The sequence below is a fragment of the Nocardiopsis sp. JB363 genome (genome assembly GCF_900143625.1).
GTDB lineage: Bacteria > Actinomycetota > Actinomycetes > Streptosporangiales > Streptosporangiaceae > Nocardiopsis.
In genome coordinates this window covers 117,634-134,923 of sequence record NZ_FRFF01000019.1, presented here as the reverse complement: position 1 = coordinate 134,923, position 17,290 = coordinate 117,634, and the positions used below count along the sequence as shown (strand labels likewise).

The window sequence follows — 17,290 nt, the reverse complement described above, 5'->3', positions numbered from 1 at the left end:
GATCTTGTACTTGTGGTCAACTTCGGCGCCGAAGTTGACCACAAGTACAAGATCACGGGGACCAGGTCCGGGTCTTTGCTCGGTGTCGGTCCCACCAATCCGGCCGGCCGCCTCGTAGCGCCCTACTGTGCTGATCTTCGTGATTACCTGCGAGCTGAAGAGCAAGATCGATCGCCTCTGGGACGCGTTCTGGTCCGGAGGGACCTCCAATCTCCTCGAAATGATCGAGGAGAACGACCGCGCGTTGTTCGTCGATGTACCCCCGAACGGGTTGTTCTTCGAGGACCAAGCGGACATCGTGGAACACGAGATAGCTTTTGACCAACTACAGGCGTCTGCGCTCTCCACCTCCGAGTCGCAGACCCTCCTCAAGACGCTGATCGACGAATATAGAAGGCCGTCATGACTCCGAGTACGACCACCGACGAATCCTTCATCCCCGCCGTCCCCTGGCACAAGGCGAGTTACACGAACGACCGTGGAGAATGTGTCGAGGTCGCGGAGGGGCCGGTCACCGGGATTCGCGACACCAAGCACCGTGAACTCGGCGCACTCTTCTTCGCCGGGGGCGAGTGGGAAGCCTTTCTCGGCATTGCCAAGAGCGACCTCGGCTGACCGGGCGCGATCCCGAGACGACACCGGGTGGGGGCCACCGACTCCACCCGGTGTCGGGATGGTCTAGTCGATCGGCTGGGGGTCCAGGAAGTGCTCTCGACACAAGAAGGCGTGCCGGGAGAAATCACTGAACACAGCGTCCACACCGACCTCGAAGAACGCCTCGTACTCGGCGGCGAAACCCCCGTAGTCCTTCGGGTCGCCGTCCGAACGCAGATCGGTGGGCAGGAAGTGATTCTCGCTGCGGAACGTGAACGGGTGCACCTGTAGCCCGGCCTCGTGGGCGTCCTCGACCAGCGTGGTGGGCTCGCCCAGCGAACCATCCTCGTTGGTGGGGATGATCAGGCTCTTGTGCGGGCCGATGGCGTGCGCGAACGTCGCCACCTCCGCCAACCCCTCCGGCGTGGTGTAGTGCAGCCAGTGCTCCTCGGTGCCCATCAGGTACACCAGCGGCAGCTCGGTCTCGGCGAGCTTGCGCAGGCTCTCGGCCTCGAAGGACTGGAGGAACACCGGGACCTTCGGCTCCTCAACGAGCAGCTCGGCCTCGCGCAGCGCCGCGATCAGCTTCGGTTCCAGGTCCAGACCCTGCTCCACGTGGTGAGCGGGGTGCTTGGTCTCGGGGTAGATCCCGACCGGACGACCCAGCTCCGCGGTGAGGGAGAAGGCCAGCTCGATGACCTCCTGGAGGGTCGGGATCTCGTAGGTGCCGTTCATGACCGCGTTCTCCGGCCGCACCTTCGGCATGCGCTCGATCGCGCGCAGGGTCTTGATCTCGGCCAGGGTGAAGTCCTGGGCGAAGAACCCCTCCACCGTGCGCCCGTCGATGGTCCGGGTCACCCGCCGGTCGGCGAACTCCGGCCGGTCGGCCACGTCCGTGGTCTCGCCGATCTCCTGCTCGTGGCGGCAGATGAGGTGGCCGTCCTGGGTGGATACCAGGTCCATCTCGATGAAGTCGCCGCCGTGCCGGGCCGCCAGTTCGTAGGAGGCCAGGGTGTGCTCGGGCCGGTGACCCGACGCTCCCCGGTGCGAAATGATCTTGATGGGGATTTCTTGCTTGTTCCTGCGCACAGTCGAACCGTCCTGAGAAACGATGAGCGGTAGTAAAAGTAGGAGGCCGACCCACACGCGGCGGGTCGGCCTCCATTCTCCAATGTCGTCGGACCGGCTCAGGACAGCTTGGTCAGCACGTGGTCGACGCACTCGGTGAGCGCGTTGACGTCACTGGGCGCCACGGCCGGGAACATCGCCACACGCAGCTGGTTGCGGCCCAGCTTGCGGTAGGGCTCGGTGTCCACGACGCCGTTGGCGCGCAGCACCTTGGCGATCTGAGCGGCGTCGACGTCATCGGTGAAGTCGATGGTGCCGACCACCTGGGAACGCTGGGCGGGGTCGCCCACGAAGGGCGAGGTGACCGAGTTGCGGTCCGCCCAGTTGTAGAGGATCGAAGAGGACTCGTGGGTACGGTCCACGGCCCACTTCAGCCCACCCTGCTCGTTCATCCAGTCCAGCTGCTCGGCCAGGAGAAACAGGGTGGCCACCGCCGGGGTGTTGTAGGTCTGGTCCTTGGCGGAGTTGGAGATCGCCGTGGGCAGCGAGAAGAACTCGGGGACGTAGCGTCCGCTCGCGGTGATCTCCTCTACCCGGGCCAGGGCCTTGGGCGACATGATCGCGATCCACAGGCCACCGTCGGCGGCGAAGCTCTTCTGCGGGGCGAAGTAGTAGACGTCGGTCTCGGCGATGTCCACCGGCAGACCGCCCGCGCCACTGGTGGCGTCCACGAGCACGAGGGCGTCCTCGTCGGCCCCGGACACCCGCTTGATGGGCGCGGCCACACCGGTGGAGGTCTCGTTGTGGGTGAGGGCGTACACGTCCACGCCGGACTCGGCGACGGCCTCGCCGTGCGTGCCCGGGGTGGAGCTGATGACCGTGGGATCCTCCAGCCACGGGGCGCCCTGGGCGACCTTGGCGAACTTGCTGGAGAACTCACCGAAGGACAGGTGCTGCGACTTGGAGCGCAGCAGCCCGTGGGCGGCGATGTCCCAGAAGGCGGTGGTGCCGCCGTTGCCCAGGACCACCTCGTAGCCCTCGGGCAGGGAGAACAGGTCGCGCACCCCGGCACGGACCCGGCCCACGAGGGACTTCACCGGTTTCTGTCGGTGGGAGGTTCCCAGGTAATGGGAACCGGAGGCGGCGAGGGCGTCGAGTTGCGCGGCGCGGACTTTGGACGGGCCGCTCCCGAAACGACCGTCGGCGGGCAGCAGGTTCGCGGGAATCTGGATCTCGGTCACACCGCACAGCGTAGTGGTGGACCCGGTGACGCCGCCGGTCAGGGCGGCGATTGGTCGCGTGAAATCACGTGAACGGCGACGGGGTCCTTCACATGATTCGTTCCGCTGTCCGGTATTGGACAGTGACGATTTCGCTTCGCCCGGTGAAAAATGGTTCACCTTGTTGTCTAATGAGGCGCTTCCCAGGGGTGATGAGCGACACGAACGGTGGAAGGAGGGCGCCTCGTGGTGGATCGAAAAGACGGCGACCGATCGGACGGAACGCCCCAGGGGGCCGGTGACCCGCCCCTGTTCCTTCGGGTCTTCGAAGCGCTACGTTCACGCCCGCGATGGAGCCTGCATCAGCGGCTGCGCCGCATGGAGGCCCGTGTCGCCCACCGGCGCCCCGCCGGCAAGGGCAAAGTCCAACGCGGTGATCTGGCCGAACCCCCGCCCGTGCTCGACCTGGTCCTGGACGACGCCACCGACCACGCCGAGGTCCGCCGCATGCTCGTCCAGCAGTGCGCTGTGGATCCCGTGTGGCTTCTCCCACCTCGGTCCGCCGAGAAGCCGGAGGAGACCGGGGAGCCGGGGAATGCGCGAATGGCCGACCCCGCCCACGATCCGCGTGAATGGTTCAAGGATCAAGGAACGCGTCTCCTGGGACCCCAGGCCCGCCCCGAACTGGCCGACACCGTGCCGCGCGGCCTGCCCCGGGGGCGCTACGAGGCGCGCGACTCCGACACCGACGTCACCACCGACGAGCTCTACGACTACATCGAACACCTGGTGAACGACGGGTTCGCCTGGAAGGACTCCCCACCGAAACCGAAGAGGGGCCGCAGACCTCCACCGCCGCCACGGCTGCCGCGCCTGAACTCCTTGCTGTGGCTGCGCCGCTGCGACCTCATCGAGATCAGGAGCAGGGCGAGCGGTGACCGATCCGAGAAGACCCCCGAACACGGCCGTCTGGAGAACACCAGCCAGGGGCAGACCGCGGTCATCAACGGGTTGCGCGAGGCCCGCCTGAACTACGCGATCCAGTATCGGGCAGACCTCCTGGACCGCGTCGAACAGGCCGGACACGGTTCGAGCAAGGATGAGCCACCCTCGCGTGGCGAGATCTTCAGCGCCACCGCGCTCGTCCACTGGCGCAGACTCGCGCGGGTCGCCGCCGTCACCTCGCGTTGGGTCACCCGGATCTCGGGCAAGGCCACCTTCGGGCTGGCGGACGAGAAGATCCTGACCCCGCTGGCCTTCATCGTCTCCCTCGTCGTAACCGCCACTCCCTTCGCCTTCGTAGGTCTGGCCGCCCAACAGCTCGGCGAGATCGTGTCACTGCTGACCGGCGTGTTCCTGGCGGTCGTCTACCTGCTCACCGTTTTCTTCTTCTTCCTGCCGTGGCGCCCCTACCGGTGGCTCAACCACCACCGGTACGTCATGGACCTGGTCGAGGACGAATCCCGGCAAGCACAGGAACCCGCGCCCGATGGCCAGGGAAGGGTCGGCAGGCACCGCGCACGCGGTGTGCACCTGCTCAACGAGCTCCACCACCCCCACCGCAACAAGGGGCGGATCGGCGGCGCCGACCAGCGGAAGGGGGACCATCCACCCGGCACCCATCGCATCGCGGTGAACGCGCTGCTCGACGACCTCCACCAGGTCTACGGCGCGAACCGAAGTCGCGGGCGGGCCCGTTCCTCCCGCCCCGTCCTCGTCTACGACCAGCAGGGCCTGGGCCGCGTGGGCCGCTACCTCATCCGATTGATCGAGGACGAACGGCTGCGGCGCGCCCTGCCCGACCCCCTGCTGCTGGTGCAGATCCGAGATCGTGACGGGGAGAAGCCGCTGATCGGCGGTGAGATCGCCGTCGCCAGGTACAAGAACCTGCCGGAGTTCGACGGGACCGACACGGTCCTCAAGGAGATCCGTGGCTGGCACCGTGAACGCCACCTGTCCGGCGCGCTCGGTGCCCGACGCACCCTTACCCTGCACGTCGCCGAGCGGCCACCGGAGTCGCGGGAGAGAAGCTGGCGGACCGAACCCACGTGGGTGATGACCCGCCCCGTCAAGGCCGCTGCGGTGAGCACAGGCGCGGTTGCGGTGACCGGCTTCCTCGTACTGGCCGGTCTGGTCCTGATCCCGGAGCAGGCACAGGCGCTCCACCCGTGCATCGATGAGGGCGCCTGGGTGCCCCAGGGCATCACCAGAGCCGAGGGCAAGAATCGGAAGGAATGCTATGGGGTGACCTTCGGCGACTTCGTATTCGACGAACGGCTGCGGGAGGTCATCGAGCTGATCGAGGAACAGAACAAAGCGGTGGTCGCCTCCGGTGAGCCCTACGTCACGATCGCCTATGTCGGTGAACTGAGCGACGCCCGTTCCAAGGACTCCTCCCGAGCCCAAAACGACGACTCCGGGTTGGCCGGGGTCCAAGGCGAACTGCTTGGTCTCGCCTACAGGCAGGATCTATACAACAAGAATTCGGGAGAGGAAGAGCCCGACATCAAAATCCTCCTCGGCAACGTGGGGGAGGACTGGGCGTACTCCGAGGAGACGGCCAAGGAGATCGTCGACATGGCGGAGGACGAGAGCCTCGCCATGGACCGACCGGTCGCCGCCATCGGCTTTGGGCACAGTGTGGTCAACAACAGCCTGGCCATCGGGGAGATCGGCAAGGCGTCCCTGACGATGGTGGGGACCACCGCCACCTTCGACGACGTTGCCCGGCCCGAGGCCGGAGAACACAGTCGCTTCTTCTTTCCGGTGGCGCCGTCCAACAGTCGTATCGCGGCGCAGGCCGCCAAATGGGCCTTAGCGGGTGTCTCTTGGACCGGTCACGAGGGGGAGGAGTATGACCTGCCCCCGAGCACGACGGCTGTGGCGCTCGCCGATGCCGAGACCAACACCAGGGGCAAAGAGCACGAACAGTACGGTCGGCATCTGGCGCAGGAGTTCATGGAGGCCTTCGTCCAGGGCAATGAGGAAGAGGAGGGAGGAGATGCCTGGCACGGCACGGCCGACCTTGATTCCGACGAGTACGCCGGCCAAGGGGTGCTGCTCTACCAGGACAGAAAGACCCTCAGTGCTCAACTGGAGCGAATCTGCGATGACCCGCCCGATCTGATCTACTACGCCGGTCGATCGGAGGACTTTTCTGATTTCTACAAGGCACTCAGGATCTCTCCGGTAAAGAAGTGCAGCAAGGGTGATGTGGCCATTCTTGGTGGTGACGACATCTCCAAGTTCCTCTCCGACTCCGAGAAGCTCATCGAAAACAATTCCGAGCACCACCCGGTCTTCTACACGCCGTTGGCGCCCAGTGGCCCCTGGGGCGTCGACGGGGACGGCTCCGGCAGCAGCGACCAGGGTTTCTACGACGACATGGGCGACCTCCTGATCGACCTCTATATGAAGGACAAGAAGGAAGGCGACGTTGACGAGAAGACGGATGACTCGGGTATGCCGCTCGCGAACAGGCTGCCCTCCATCGCCCACGCGGCCATTGGCAACGACGCCCTCCTGGCTATCACCGAAGCGCTGCCCGAGGTCGGGCCGGCCAAGGAGCAAACGGAGAACGATGGGCTGCTTCGGCGGTTCGGCCTCGATCCGGTGCCCTTCCTGCACACCGACGAGGACTACGAGGAGAAGCGGGACGAGCTGTACGCCCAGGTCAAGACAGGAGGGTTCACCGGGGTCTCCGGGTACATCGCCTTCGACGCCGACAACGACGGCAACTGGTTGGGCGACCGCATGGTGCAACTGGCGCTGGTCGGTCCGCGTCTGTCCATCGACTCCGATGAGACCGGCGAGATCGACGAGGTGCGGCGCCAGCACGTCCTCCAACGTTGCGGTCTGAGCAGCGTTGAGGATGGTGAGCCGGGCGAAGAGTGCTTGGAGGTAGGAGTGGAGACGGACGAGGACCCATGACGGGCGGCGGGGGAGGACCCGTGGACACGCGGGAGGCGGGGGCCGGCCGGCACCGCCCGGCCCCGACGCGAGATCATGCCGGGTGTGGACCACCAGAACCCCGCCGAACTGCGGAAACCGTACATGGGTGACCCCCTGCGCCGATCGGAGCTGGCCGAACTGCCGATGACCCAGTTCCACCTGTGGTTCGACGAGGCCTACGAATCGGGTCTCGCCGAACCCAACGCCATGGTGCTGTCGTCGGTGGAACCGTCGGGCCTTCCCCGGTCCCGCACGGTGCTCATGAAGGGCTACGACGGCTCGGGGCTGCGCTTCTTCACCAACTACACCTCGCGCAAGGGTCGGGCCCTGGCCGCCGATCCGCGGGCGTCGGTGGTGTTCCCCTGGCACGCGATCCGCCGACAGGTGCTGTTCGCGGGTGTGGTGGAACGCCTCGATGACGAGGAGAACGACCGATACTTCGCCTCCCGGCCACGCGGTTCCCAGCTGGGCGCCTGGGCGAGCGAGCGTCAGTCGCGTCCGGTTTCCGATCGCGACGAGCTGGACCACCTGTTCCACGAGTTCGACTCGGTGTGGGGGGTGGACGAGACCATCCCGCGGCCCGCCTACTGGGGCGGGTACCGGTTGGTCCCGCGGGAGGTGGAGTTCTGGCAGGGTGGTCGGGACCGCATGCACGACCGGTTCCGCTACCTGTTCGGTGCGGACGGGAAGTGGACGATCGACCGCCTCGCGCCCTGAGAACCGGGATATATCGGAACATTTGGTGCGTCCAGGGGTGATGTTGGTCGCTTCGTTCGCGGATTCGGGCGATGTGGGGTCACGGTTCGGGACGGGAACAGGGTCTTGGGTAGTTCGATTTTCAACCGAATGGCCTGCGCACCTGTGACCTCGGTCCCTTGCGCCACGGGGGCCACTCGGGTCGCTCGTGTCCGCATCGTGAGACAGAGGGGAAATTCAGGCCCGGCGCGCCACGATATGCTTGATCCATCGGTGGTCGCTCCAGCGGTACCGCGGACATCCCGGTCCCGCCCGGCCCCAGGGAATCACGTGTTCCCGGCCTGTGTTGAGAGAGACCTGCCGTGTCTGTCGTGACCGCGCGACGGGCACAGAGCCTTGGGAGGGGAGTCTTGACCGCACACGGGCTGATCGACACCACGGAGATGTATCTCCGTACGGTCTTCGAGCTCGAAGAAGAGGGCATCGTCCCGCTTCGAGCACGTATCGCCGAGCGCCTGCACCAGAGCGGACCAACGGTGAGTCAGACGGTCGCACGCATGGAGCGTGACGGCTTGCTGCGGGTCGAGAACGACCGTCACCTGGTGATGACCGCCGAGGGGCGCAGGCTGGCCACCCACGTCATGCGCAAGCACCGGCTCGCCGAGCGTCTGCTCGTCGACGTCATCGGGCTGCCGTGGGAGGACGTCCACATCGAGGCCTGCCGTTGGGAGCACGTCATCTCCGAGGCCGTCGAGAAGCGTCTGGTGACGCTGCTCAACGCCCCCTCGGTGTGCCCGCACGGCAACCCGATCCCCGGCCTCGACGAGCTGGGGCTGGAGGGATACGCCCCCGAACCGTTCACCGACGACTCCATCGTGCCGATGCTGGACGCGGCCTCGAACGCGGACACCACGGTCACCGTGCGTCGCATCAGTGAACAGCTCCAGCCGGACGCCGACATCATGCTCACCTTGCGCGAATCCGGGGTACAACCCGGACAGGAAGTGGTCCTTCGGGCTTCGGACGACGGAGTGCGGATCATCGTCGAGGACGGTCACACCGACCTTCCCGCCGGTGTCGCCGGGCACATCTTCGTCGCCAAGCCGTGAAACGTCCGTACACGTTGATTGGTTGCTCATCGGGATTGTCTCATTGCGCTGCGGGAACGTTGACGGTGTTGCTACGCTCGCCCCAAGGTGCGGTCGTTCGGGGTACCCGGAGCAGGCATGTATGCAGCTCATGACGGCGAGGTGGCGGCTAGATGACACGGTGGGGTGAGCCCTTCCGGGAGAGCGACGCACTAGCCACGGCCGAGGTCGTGGACCAGGCCCAGATCGCCATCGTCGTCATCGACCGGTTCAGCCTCCTTCGATACTGGAACCCCTACGCTCGCGAGCTGTTCGGGTTCGTCGGCGGTCGTGACCACATCGGCCTGTCCCTGCTGGACATCGGCATCCATGAGTCCGACCGCGAACACGCGTCCCAACTGGCCCGCCGCGTCCTTCGCGGCGAGCCGTGGGAAGGCACCTTCGCGGTGCTCAAGGGCGACTCCACCTGGATCCACGTACGGGCCCAGGCCGTGCCCATGCGCGACGACTCCGGGGAGATCGACGGCATAGCCCTCATCGCCAACGAGGCCCTGCGCAGCGGTCGGGTCGAGGAGCAGTACGGCCTGCTCGAACGGATCGGCAGCCGCCTGGCCGGCTCCCTGGAGTTCGACTCCACTGTCAAGGGCGTCGCCGGCATCCTCGTTCCCCAGTTCGCGGACCACTGCTTCATCGACCTCTACGACCACGAACGGTTGATCAGGCAGGTCTCCGTCCACGCCGAGGGCTGGACGCCCCCGCCCCACACCTGGTTCGACGTCGGGGACGAGGTCCGCTACCCCGAACGCCACTTCGTCACCCAGGCGCTGCGTCGACTGGAGACCGTGGTCAGCAGCGACTACATGTACGAAAACTCGCCCAACGATCGCTCCGACCGGGTCTCCCGCCAGGTCGGCGTCACCTCCGCCATCGCAGCTCCGCTGCGGGCTCGCGGCGAGGTGCTGGGCGTGCTCACCCTGGCCCTGTCCGGCCTGTCCCCGCGGCAGAAGAGCAGCTACGGCGGTTTCGACCGCGACCTGGTCGGCGCGATCGCCTCCCGGGTCGCCCTGGCCATCGACAACGCCCGCCTGTTCGAGGAAGAGCGCTCCACCGCGCTGGCCTTCCAGAACAGTCTGCTCCCCGGTGACTTCCCACCCCTGGACGGGTTGACGGTCGCCAAGCGCTACCTGCCGGCCGGGCCGCTCCAGGCGCACGGTCACGGGGTGCAGACCCAGGTGGGCGGCGACTTCTACGACGCCATCCCGCTGTCCGCCGGACGGGTGGGTCTGGTCATCGGTGACGTGGAGGGCCGTGGCCCGCACGCCGCCGCCGTCATGGGCCAGTTGCGCGCCGCTCTGCGCGCCTTCGCCCAGGCCGACCGCGAACCCGCCGACATCCTGCGCGAGCTGGACGAGTGGGTGCGCCAACTGGGCACCCCCGACGGCAAGGGCGGGGTCTGGATCCCCAGCGTCAGCTGCCTGTACATGGTCTACGACGCCTGGTCCCGGGAGCTGTCCTACGCCAACGCCGGGCACGCGTCGCCCCTCCTGGTCACCTCCGAAACCGTGGAGACCCTGGACCTGGAGATCACCGACCGCATGCTCGGCGTGCGCGCCAAGGGCGGCTCGGGCGAGGACATCGTCTACCACCAGGCCGACCTGCGCCTGCCCATCGGGGCGACCCTGGTGATGTACACCGACGGACTGGTGGACCGCAAACCCCTGGGCGGCAAGGCCGACCCCGAGCGTGCCCTGGCCCAGATGACCGAACGCGTCGCCGAGGTCGCGGACAAGGACGTCGACCAGATCGCCGAGGCGGCCGTGTACAGCGTGCCGGGCGAACTGGAGGACGACACCGCGCTGTTGGTCGTGCGCACGCACTCCGAGGAACTGGCGCTGCGCGAGGGCTGGTTCCCCTCCGAGGCCTCCACCGTGGGGGAGGCCCGGCACCTGGCCGCGGACACCTTCAAGGAGTGGGGCGTGGATCGGGACCAGGCCGAACTGGCCTGTCTTCTCGTCTCGGAGATCGTCACCAACGTGGTCATCCACGCCACCCCGCGCCCCGTGCACCGAGAGTTCACCGGTGGCGGCGTGCTGGACTCGGAGACCCCGATGGACGACGGCGGGGTGAGCGACGAGTTCGACGAGGACTGGAGCGACCTGTTGGAGGCCGTCGCCGAGGACGACGGGTCCAGCGACGACTCCGGGGAGAAGGAGTTCCTGCTCCGGTTGCGGCGCGGGGCCAACGCCGTGTGGGTGGAGGTCTTCGACCACGACCTGCGGCTGCCCCGGATCCGTAGCGCCGCCGCCGACGACGAGGGCGGCCGTGGCCTGTACCTGGTGGAGCAGCTCGCCAGCCGGTGGGGTTCGCGTCCCACCCCGGACGGCAAGGCCGTCTGGTTCGAGATGCCGATGCAGGCCCCCGAGGCGCCCACGGACGACGTCGAGTCCGACGAGGCGGAGAAGGTCGACGAGGACGCCTGAGACGGTGCCGACGGTGTGACGGGTAGGGCCGCTCGCCCACCGTCGCCCCGGGCGTCCCGCCGACCGGGCCCGGTTGTGGAGCCTACGGATCCGTCCGGGTCGATTCGACGATCAACGCCCTTTTCCCAGGTGGGGGAACGTATCCTCCCAAACCTGTTCAGAGGTGCGAAAAAAATGCCTTCAGCACATCTTGCCTTACTGTAGTCGGATGGTTACTTTATCCAGTGGTAAACGGGTATCCCGCTACGGAAATGGTGGTGTGTGCATTGTCGTCCGGGGCGGGAAAGCTGGTCCTGAGTTCCACTGGTGATTTTGGGGGACAAAGTCCCGATGGGCTCGCCGGGTCTCTTCGGTGGCCGTGGGCGCTCGCCAGGAGGGGTGGTGTGGCCCTCCTCGGGGCCTTCGGGATCGTGATCGCCCTCGCGGCTCCGGCGTTCGCCGAACCCCCGAGCGCTCTCCCCGCGAATTCCTCCGAGGCCGAGGAGAAATGGCAGCCCGCCTTCGACTACGACACGGACGGCTGTTATTCGACACCCGCGATCGGCCCTGACGGGAGTGTCGCCGAAGGGTTGAACACCTCGGGGGCGTTGAACGGGAACTGCCGTGACCAGTCCGATCTGGACAACACCAATTCGTATTCTCGTGCCACGTGCGTCGACAACGGTTGGTGCGCTTACATGTACGCCCTCTACTTCGAGAAGGACCAGGTCCTTCCCGGGTGCTGTGGGCACCGGCACGACCTGGAACACGTCGTGGTGTGGGTGCTCGACGACGAGGCGCGCTACGTGTCGGCCTCGGCGCACGGGGACTACGACACCCGGGCGGCCGAGGACCTGCTGTGGGAGGGCACCCACCCCAAGATCGTCTACCACAAGGACGGCGCCTCCACCCACGCCTTCCGGTTCGCCGCGGACCACGACGACCCGCCAGAGAACCACTACGGGGTGTGGCAGTACCCGGCGCTGGTGGGTTGGGACGGCTACCCCGAAGGGATCCGGGACATCTTCGTGACGGCCGACTACGGCTCCGCGCAGCTGGACCTCAAGGACGAGCGGTTCGGTGACGCGCTCGCCAAGGCCGTGCCCGACGGGATCGACTTCGACCCGTACGCCTGAACCATCGAGGCCGAGGCTCGGACGGCCGGTCCCCACCCGCCTAGGGGATCGTTCGTCCGTGTCTCGCCGATTCCCCGGACGCCGCAGGGCCCGCCTCGTGGGGAGGCGGGCCCTCGGTGCGTTCGGCCCGCGAGCTCCGGCGCGGGCGCGGTTCTGCGGCGGTCAGCGCCAGGACCAGGCCCACAGCAGTAGGCAGACGAAGATGAAGACCATGACGATGGCGCCGGTCTTCCACGGGATGTGGACCTTCGGACGGAGCTTGCGGACGCCGAGGACCAGCAGGATGATCAACAGCCCCATCACGATGAGGCCGTCCCACGCTCCGCTCATGACCGGGACCCTTCCGGACGGGGGTTTCTAGAGGCCCAGACCCCGGCCCACGATCTCCTTCATGATCTCGGTGGTGCCACCGTAGATCGTCTGGATGCGTGAGTCCTGCCAAGCCCGTGCCACGGGGTATTCCATCATGTACCCGTACCCACCGTGAAGCTGGAGGCAACGGTCCACGACCCGGTTGCACATCTCGGTGGTCCACCACTTGGCCTTCGCGGCGTCCTCGACGGTGAGCTCACCCCTGTTGAGCAGCTCGACCGCGCGATCCACGTAGGTGCGGCCCAGGTCCACCTCGGTGGCTGACTCGGCCAGGACGAAACGGGTGTTCTGGAAGCGCCCGATCGGCCGGCCGAAGGCGGTGCGGTCACGGCAGTACTCGATGGTGTGTTGAAGGATGAAGTCGGCCGAGGCCACCGCGCAGGTGGCGATGGACAGCCGCTCCTGCGGCAGGTTCTGCATCAGGTGGATGAAGCCCTGACCCTCGGTGCCGATGAGGTTGGCGACCGGTACGCGCACGTCGTCGAAGAACAGTTCGGCGGTGTCCTGGGCCTTCATACCGATCTTGTCGAGGTTGCGGCCACGGTCGAAGCCGGGCGTGCCGCGTTCGACGCAGATCAGGGAGAAGCCCTGCGCGCCGGCCTCGGGGTCGGTCTGTGCGACCACGACCACCAGGTCGGCGTTGATGCCGTTGGTGATGAAGGTCTTGGTGCCGTTGAGCACGAACTCGTCGCCGTCGCGCACGGCGGAGGTCTTGATCCCCTGGAGGTCGCTGCCGGTCCCGGGTTCGGTCATGGCGATGGCGGTGATCAGCTCACCGGAAGCGAAGCCGGGCAGCCAGCGCTTCTTCTGCTCGTCGTTGGTCAGGCCCACCATGTAGGGGGCCATGACGTCGTTCTGGAGGGTGATGCCGAGGCCGCTGGCGTGGGCGCGGCAGATCTCCTCGTTCACGATCTGGTTGTAGCGGTAGTCGTGGATGCCCGTGCCCCCGTACTCCTCGGGTACACCGTGACCGAGCAGGCCGACCTCGCCCGCCTTGGTCCACACCTCGCGGGGGACGATGCCGTCCTTCTCCCACTGGTCGTGGAGGGGCACGACCTCCCGCTTCAGGAACTCGGCGACCGATTCGCGGAAGAGTTCCTGGTCGGGGTCGAAGAGTTCCCGCTTCATGTGCTGCTCCGAGAGTGTCGGGGATCGCTGTGTTCTCACACGGTAACCGAATCCCGTTCGGTTATGAAGGTCGGGGGCCAACCCGGGGCAAAGTTCCCGTTCCTCTGGGCGGTTCCCTCGATGCGGGAGGGAAAGGGGTTCCTAGTGTGGCCGCAGAGAGGGCGTCGGCCGGTGAGCGTCGCTCACCACGATCAGGGAGGCGATTCGATGGCCCATGGCAGCGGCGCCGACCAAGGGGCGCCGGATCGGCACGAGCAGCGGGGCCGGCGGATCTGGTTGATCATGGCCGCCCTGATGTTGACGGTCCTGCTGTCCGCGCTGGACCAGACGATCGTCTCCACCGCGCTTCCGACGATCGTCTCCGATCTGGGCGGGCTCAACCACCTGTCCTGGGTGATCACCGCCTACCTCTTGGCCGTCACCGCCAGTACCCCGCTGTGGGGCAAGCTCGGCGACCAGTTCGGTCGCAAGAAGCTGTTCCTCACCTGCATCGCCATCTTTCTCGTGGGCTCGATGCTGTGCGGGATCTCCCAGAACATGCTCCAGCTGATCCTCGCCCGCGGCTTCCAGGGCGTCGGGGGCGGCGGGATCATGGTGCTGGCCTCGGCCATCATCGGGGACGTGGTCTCTCCGCGCCGACGCGGCAAGTACCAGGGGCTCTTCGGTGCGGTCTTCGGTATCTCCAGCGTCGCGGGTCCCCTTCTCGGCGGGTTGTTCGTGGACCACCTGTCGTGGCGCTGGGTCTTCTACATCAACCTGCCCCTGGGGTTGCTGGCCTTCCTGACGGTGCTGCGTTTCCTGCCGGGCCGATCCACCACCGGCCGGCAGAACATCGACTACGCGGGGATCGTCCTGATCGCCGCCACCGCGGTGTGCATGACCCTCATCGCCTCCTGGGGCGGCAACCTCTACCCGTGGACGTCCTGGCAGATCATCACCCTGATCGTGGGCGCGGTGGTCCTGGGGGTGGGGTGGTGGTTCACCGCCCGTCGGGCCCCCGACCCGGTCATTCCGTTGGGGCTGTTCCGCGACTCGACCACCGTCATGGCCATGGGCATCGGGTTCTCTGTGGGTTTCGCGATGATGGGGACGATGGCGTTCCTGCCGCTGTTCCTCCAGATCGTCCACGGCCTCTCGCCCACCGCCTCCGGGATGCATCTCCTGCCCATGGTGGTGGGGATGCTCATCACGTCGGTCACGGTCGGCGCCCTGATCACCCACATCGGGCACTACAAGCCCTATCCCATCGCGGGAATGGCGATGACCTCCCTGGGTCTGTTCCTGATGTCGCGGATGGGGCCGGACAGCTCCCTGCTGGAGATGAGTCTGTACTTCTTCGTCCTGGGCATCGGGCTGGGCCTGGTGATGCAGGTGGTGGTCGTGGTGGTGCAGAACGCCGTGTCCTACGACGACCTGGGTGTGGCCACATCCTCGGCCACCTTCTTCCGATCGATCGGTGGTTCGTTCGGCACGGCCGTGTTCGGCGCGGTCTTCGCCGGACAGCTCGCCTCGAACCTGACCGAACGCGCGGAAACGATCCGGTTGCCGCCGGGGGTGGAGCCCGCGGACCTGGAGGCCGACCCGAGGGCTCTGGACCAACTGCCGCCCAGTGACCAGGCGGGTTTCCTGGAGGCCTACGCCGACGCCATCGACGTCGTCTTCCTGACGGCCGTCCCGGTGGCGCTCATCGGGTTGGTGCTGGCGTTGTGCCTGAAGCAGATCCCGCTGCGCACCACCATCTCCACCCCGGACCTGAACGAGGTCGTCGCCCCGGTGGCGGCGCCGAGCCGGTCCACGATCGCCCAGGTCGAGCACGAGATCTACCAGGCGACCGGGGCCGAGGGCGCCGAGACGATGTACGGCAGGTTGCGGGAGGCCGCGGGGCTGGACGTGTCCATCGAGGGTTGTTGGGCGCTCAGTCACCTGGGGATCAGGGGGCCGCTCACGGCGAACGAACTGCATCGGACCTCCGGCCTGGCGGTGTCCCGGTGGGAGAACGTGCACCAAGAGCTCTTGGAGAACGGCTATCTGGTCTCCGACGCGGACCCCTGGGAGCTGAACTGGCGCGGCGAGGACGCGGTCCGCAGCCTCTACGAGGCGCAGCGCACCGCACTGCGTTCCCTGCTCTCGGACTTCGACCCGGACGAGCACCCCGACGTGTTCGAGGTCCTGGAGAGGGTCACCGGGAGCACCCTGGGCGACGAGAGCGACGCGGGCCGGCTGGGCGGCACCGAGGACCCGGACCGGGACAGCGGACGGTAGACCTCCGGTTCCGAGCCGGGGGAGACCGGGAAACCGAGGGCGGGGTCTTGCCACGGCCACTAAACCGAATACAGTTCGGTTTAGTAGGACGTCACATCCCAGCCCCTTGGAGGACCCCATGGCCGAGGCATACATCGTCGGCGCAGTTCGCACCCCCGTCGGCACCAAGAAGGGCGCGCTCGCCGCAGTGCACCCGGCGGACCTGGGGGCACACGTCCTCAAGGAACTCATCGAGCGCACCGGGGTCGACCCGTCCGCGGTCGAGGACGTCATCATGGGCGTGGTCAGCCAGGCCGGTCCGCAGGCCTTGGACCTGGCCCGCACCGCGTGGCTCTCCGCCGGGCTGCCCGAGACCGTCGCCGGCGTCACCATCGACCGCCAGTGCGGTTCCTCCCAGCAGTCCATCCACTTCGCCGCCCAAGGCGTCATGTCCGGCACGCAGGACCTGGTCGTGGCGTCCGGCGTGGAGAACATGGGCATGGTGCCGATGGGCGCCAACGTCCAGTTCGCCCTCGACAACGGCCTCTCGCTGTACGGCGAGGGCTGGGCCAAGCGCTATGGCACGCAGGAGATCTCCCAGTTCCGCGGCGCCCAGCTCATGTGCGAGAAGTGGGGCTACAAGCGCGAGGACCTGGAGCAGTTCGCCCTGGAGAGCCACCAGCGCGCCGCAGCGGCGCTGGAAGCCGGCTACTTCGACTCTCAGATCGCGCCGCTCGCCGGCGTCACCCGGGACGAAGGCGTACGCCCCGACACCACCCTGGAGAAGATGGCCGGGCTCAAGCCGCTGCGTGAGGGCTGGGATCTCACCGCCGCCGTCGCCAGCCAGGTCTCCGTGGGTGCCGGTGCCCTGCTCATCGCCTCCGAGCGGGCCGTGAAGCAGCACGACCTCACCCCGCTCGCTCGCGTCGTCCAGCTGTCGCTGGTCGGCGACGACCCGGTCTACATGCTCACCGCGCCCATCCCCGCGACCCGGATCGCCCTGGAGAAGGCCGGTCTGAGCATCGACGACATCGACGTCACCGAGATCAACGAGGCGTTCGCGCCGGTGCCGATGTCGTGGATCGACGAGCTGGGCGCCGACCCGGCCAAGGTCAACCCGAACGGCGGCGCCATCGCCCTGGGGCACCCGCTGGGCGCCACCGGTTCGGTCCTGATGACCAAGCTGGTCAACGAGCTGCACCGCACCGGCGGCCGCTACGGCCTGCAGACCATGTGCGAGGGCGGCGGCCAGGCCAACGTCACCATCATCGAACGCGTCTGACCCGCGTCCCCGAACGGGCCGCGCACCCACTGGGTGCGCGGCCCGTTCTCGTGGT

Annotated in this window: 13 protein-coding genes; 9 read left to right on the top strand and 4 right to left on the bottom strand. The window is 67.2% G+C overall.

The annotated features are described in order from the left end of the window. Positions 1-127 precede the first annotated feature (127 nt). The gene (locus tag BQ8420_RS32565) at positions 128-406 is read left to right on the top strand and encodes a Scr1 family TA system antitoxin-like transcriptional regulator (protein WP_235005912.1); all 279 of its coding nucleotides are present in this window, start codon (positions 128-130) and stop codon (positions 404-406) included. After that, complete coding sequence (locus BQ8420_RS04180; protein ID WP_087096463.1) at positions 403-615, top strand: DUF397 domain-containing protein; 213 nt, start codon at positions 403-405, stop codon at positions 613-615. The genes BQ8420_RS32565 and BQ8420_RS04180 overlap by 4 nt, the downstream gene beginning before the upstream one ends. 63 nt (positions 616-678) lie before the next feature. Here BQ8420_RS04180 and BQ8420_RS04175 read toward each other — a convergent pair whose 3' ends face one another. Continuing rightward, entirely contained in the window at positions 679-1,683 is a 1,005-nt protein-coding gene (locus BQ8420_RS04175) for a glycerophosphodiester phosphodiesterase family protein (RefSeq protein WP_087096462.1), read from the bottom strand. Between the two features lie 98 nt (positions 1,684-1,781). Beyond that, positions 1,782-2,903 (bottom strand): phosphoserine transaminase, encoded by a 1,122-nt coding sequence (serC, locus tag BQ8420_RS04170; protein WP_087096461.1) that lies wholly within the window; start codon positions 2,901-2,903, stop codon positions 1,782-1,784. Positions 2,904-3,128: 225 nt separating this feature from the next. Between serC and BQ8420_RS04165 the strand changes: the two genes are divergently transcribed. From BQ8420_RS04165 to BQ8420_RS04145, 5 genes are all read left to right on the top strand, one after another. Continuing rightward, positions 3,129-6,812, top strand: a complete 3,684-nt coding sequence (locus tag BQ8420_RS04165) for a branched-chain amino acid ABC transporter substrate-binding protein (protein WP_087096460.1) — start codon at positions 3,129-3,131, stop codon at positions 6,810-6,812. Between the two features lie 84 nt (positions 6,813-6,896). Further along, the gene (gene pdxH / locus BQ8420_RS04160) at positions 6,897-7,550 is read left to right on the top strand and encodes a pyridoxamine 5'-phosphate oxidase (protein ID WP_087096483.1); all 654 of its coding nucleotides are present in this window, start codon (positions 6,897-6,899) and stop codon (positions 7,548-7,550) included. A 389-nt stretch (positions 7,551-7,939) separates the two neighbouring features. After that, complete coding sequence (locus BQ8420_RS04155; protein WP_087096459.1) at positions 7,940-8,638, top strand: metal-dependent transcriptional regulator; 699 nt, start codon at positions 7,940-7,942, stop codon at positions 8,636-8,638. A 152-nt stretch (positions 8,639-8,790) separates the two neighbouring features. Next, complete coding sequence (locus tag BQ8420_RS04150; RefSeq protein ID WP_087096458.1) at positions 8,791-11,097, top strand: SpoIIE family protein phosphatase; 2,307 nt, start codon at positions 8,791-8,793, stop codon at positions 11,095-11,097. Between the two features lie 383 nt (positions 11,098-11,480). Continuing rightward, positions 11,481-12,212, top strand: a complete 732-nt coding sequence (locus BQ8420_RS04145) for an NPP1 family protein (RefSeq protein WP_235005911.1) — start codon at positions 11,481-11,483, stop codon at positions 12,210-12,212. Positions 12,213-12,374: 162 nt separating this feature from the next. Here BQ8420_RS04145 and BQ8420_RS32200 read toward each other — a convergent pair whose 3' ends face one another. Together BQ8420_RS32200 and BQ8420_RS04140 are read right to left on the bottom strand one after the other, a co-directional pair. Next, positions 12,375-12,542: a hypothetical protein gene (locus BQ8420_RS32200; RefSeq protein WP_200815782.1), complete on the bottom strand. Its 168-nt coding sequence runs from the start codon at positions 12,540-12,542 to the stop codon at positions 12,375-12,377. 27 nt (positions 12,543-12,569) lie between these two features. Next, positions 12,570-13,712 carry an acyl-CoA dehydrogenase family protein gene (locus tag BQ8420_RS04140; RefSeq protein ID WP_087096456.1) on the bottom strand — a complete coding sequence of 381 codons (1,143 nt, stop codon included), beginning with the start codon at positions 13,710-13,712 and terminating at the stop codon, positions 12,570-12,572. A 207-nt stretch (positions 13,713-13,919) separates the two neighbouring features. On the opposite strand from BQ8420_RS04140, the gene BQ8420_RS04135 reads away from it, so the two are divergent. Both BQ8420_RS04135 and BQ8420_RS04130 read left to right on the top strand, forming a co-directional pair. Beyond that, positions 13,920-15,974, top strand: coding sequence for an MDR family MFS transporter (locus tag BQ8420_RS04135; RefSeq protein WP_087096455.1), 2,055 nt, complete (start codon positions 13,920-13,922; stop codon positions 15,972-15,974). Positions 15,975-16,092: 118 nt separating this feature from the next. Next, positions 16,093-17,235 (top strand): acetyl-CoA C-acetyltransferase, encoded by a 1,143-nt coding sequence (locus tag BQ8420_RS04130; RefSeq protein WP_087096454.1) that lies wholly within the window; start codon positions 16,093-16,095, stop codon positions 17,233-17,235. Positions 17,236-17,290: the final 55 nt, after the last annotated feature.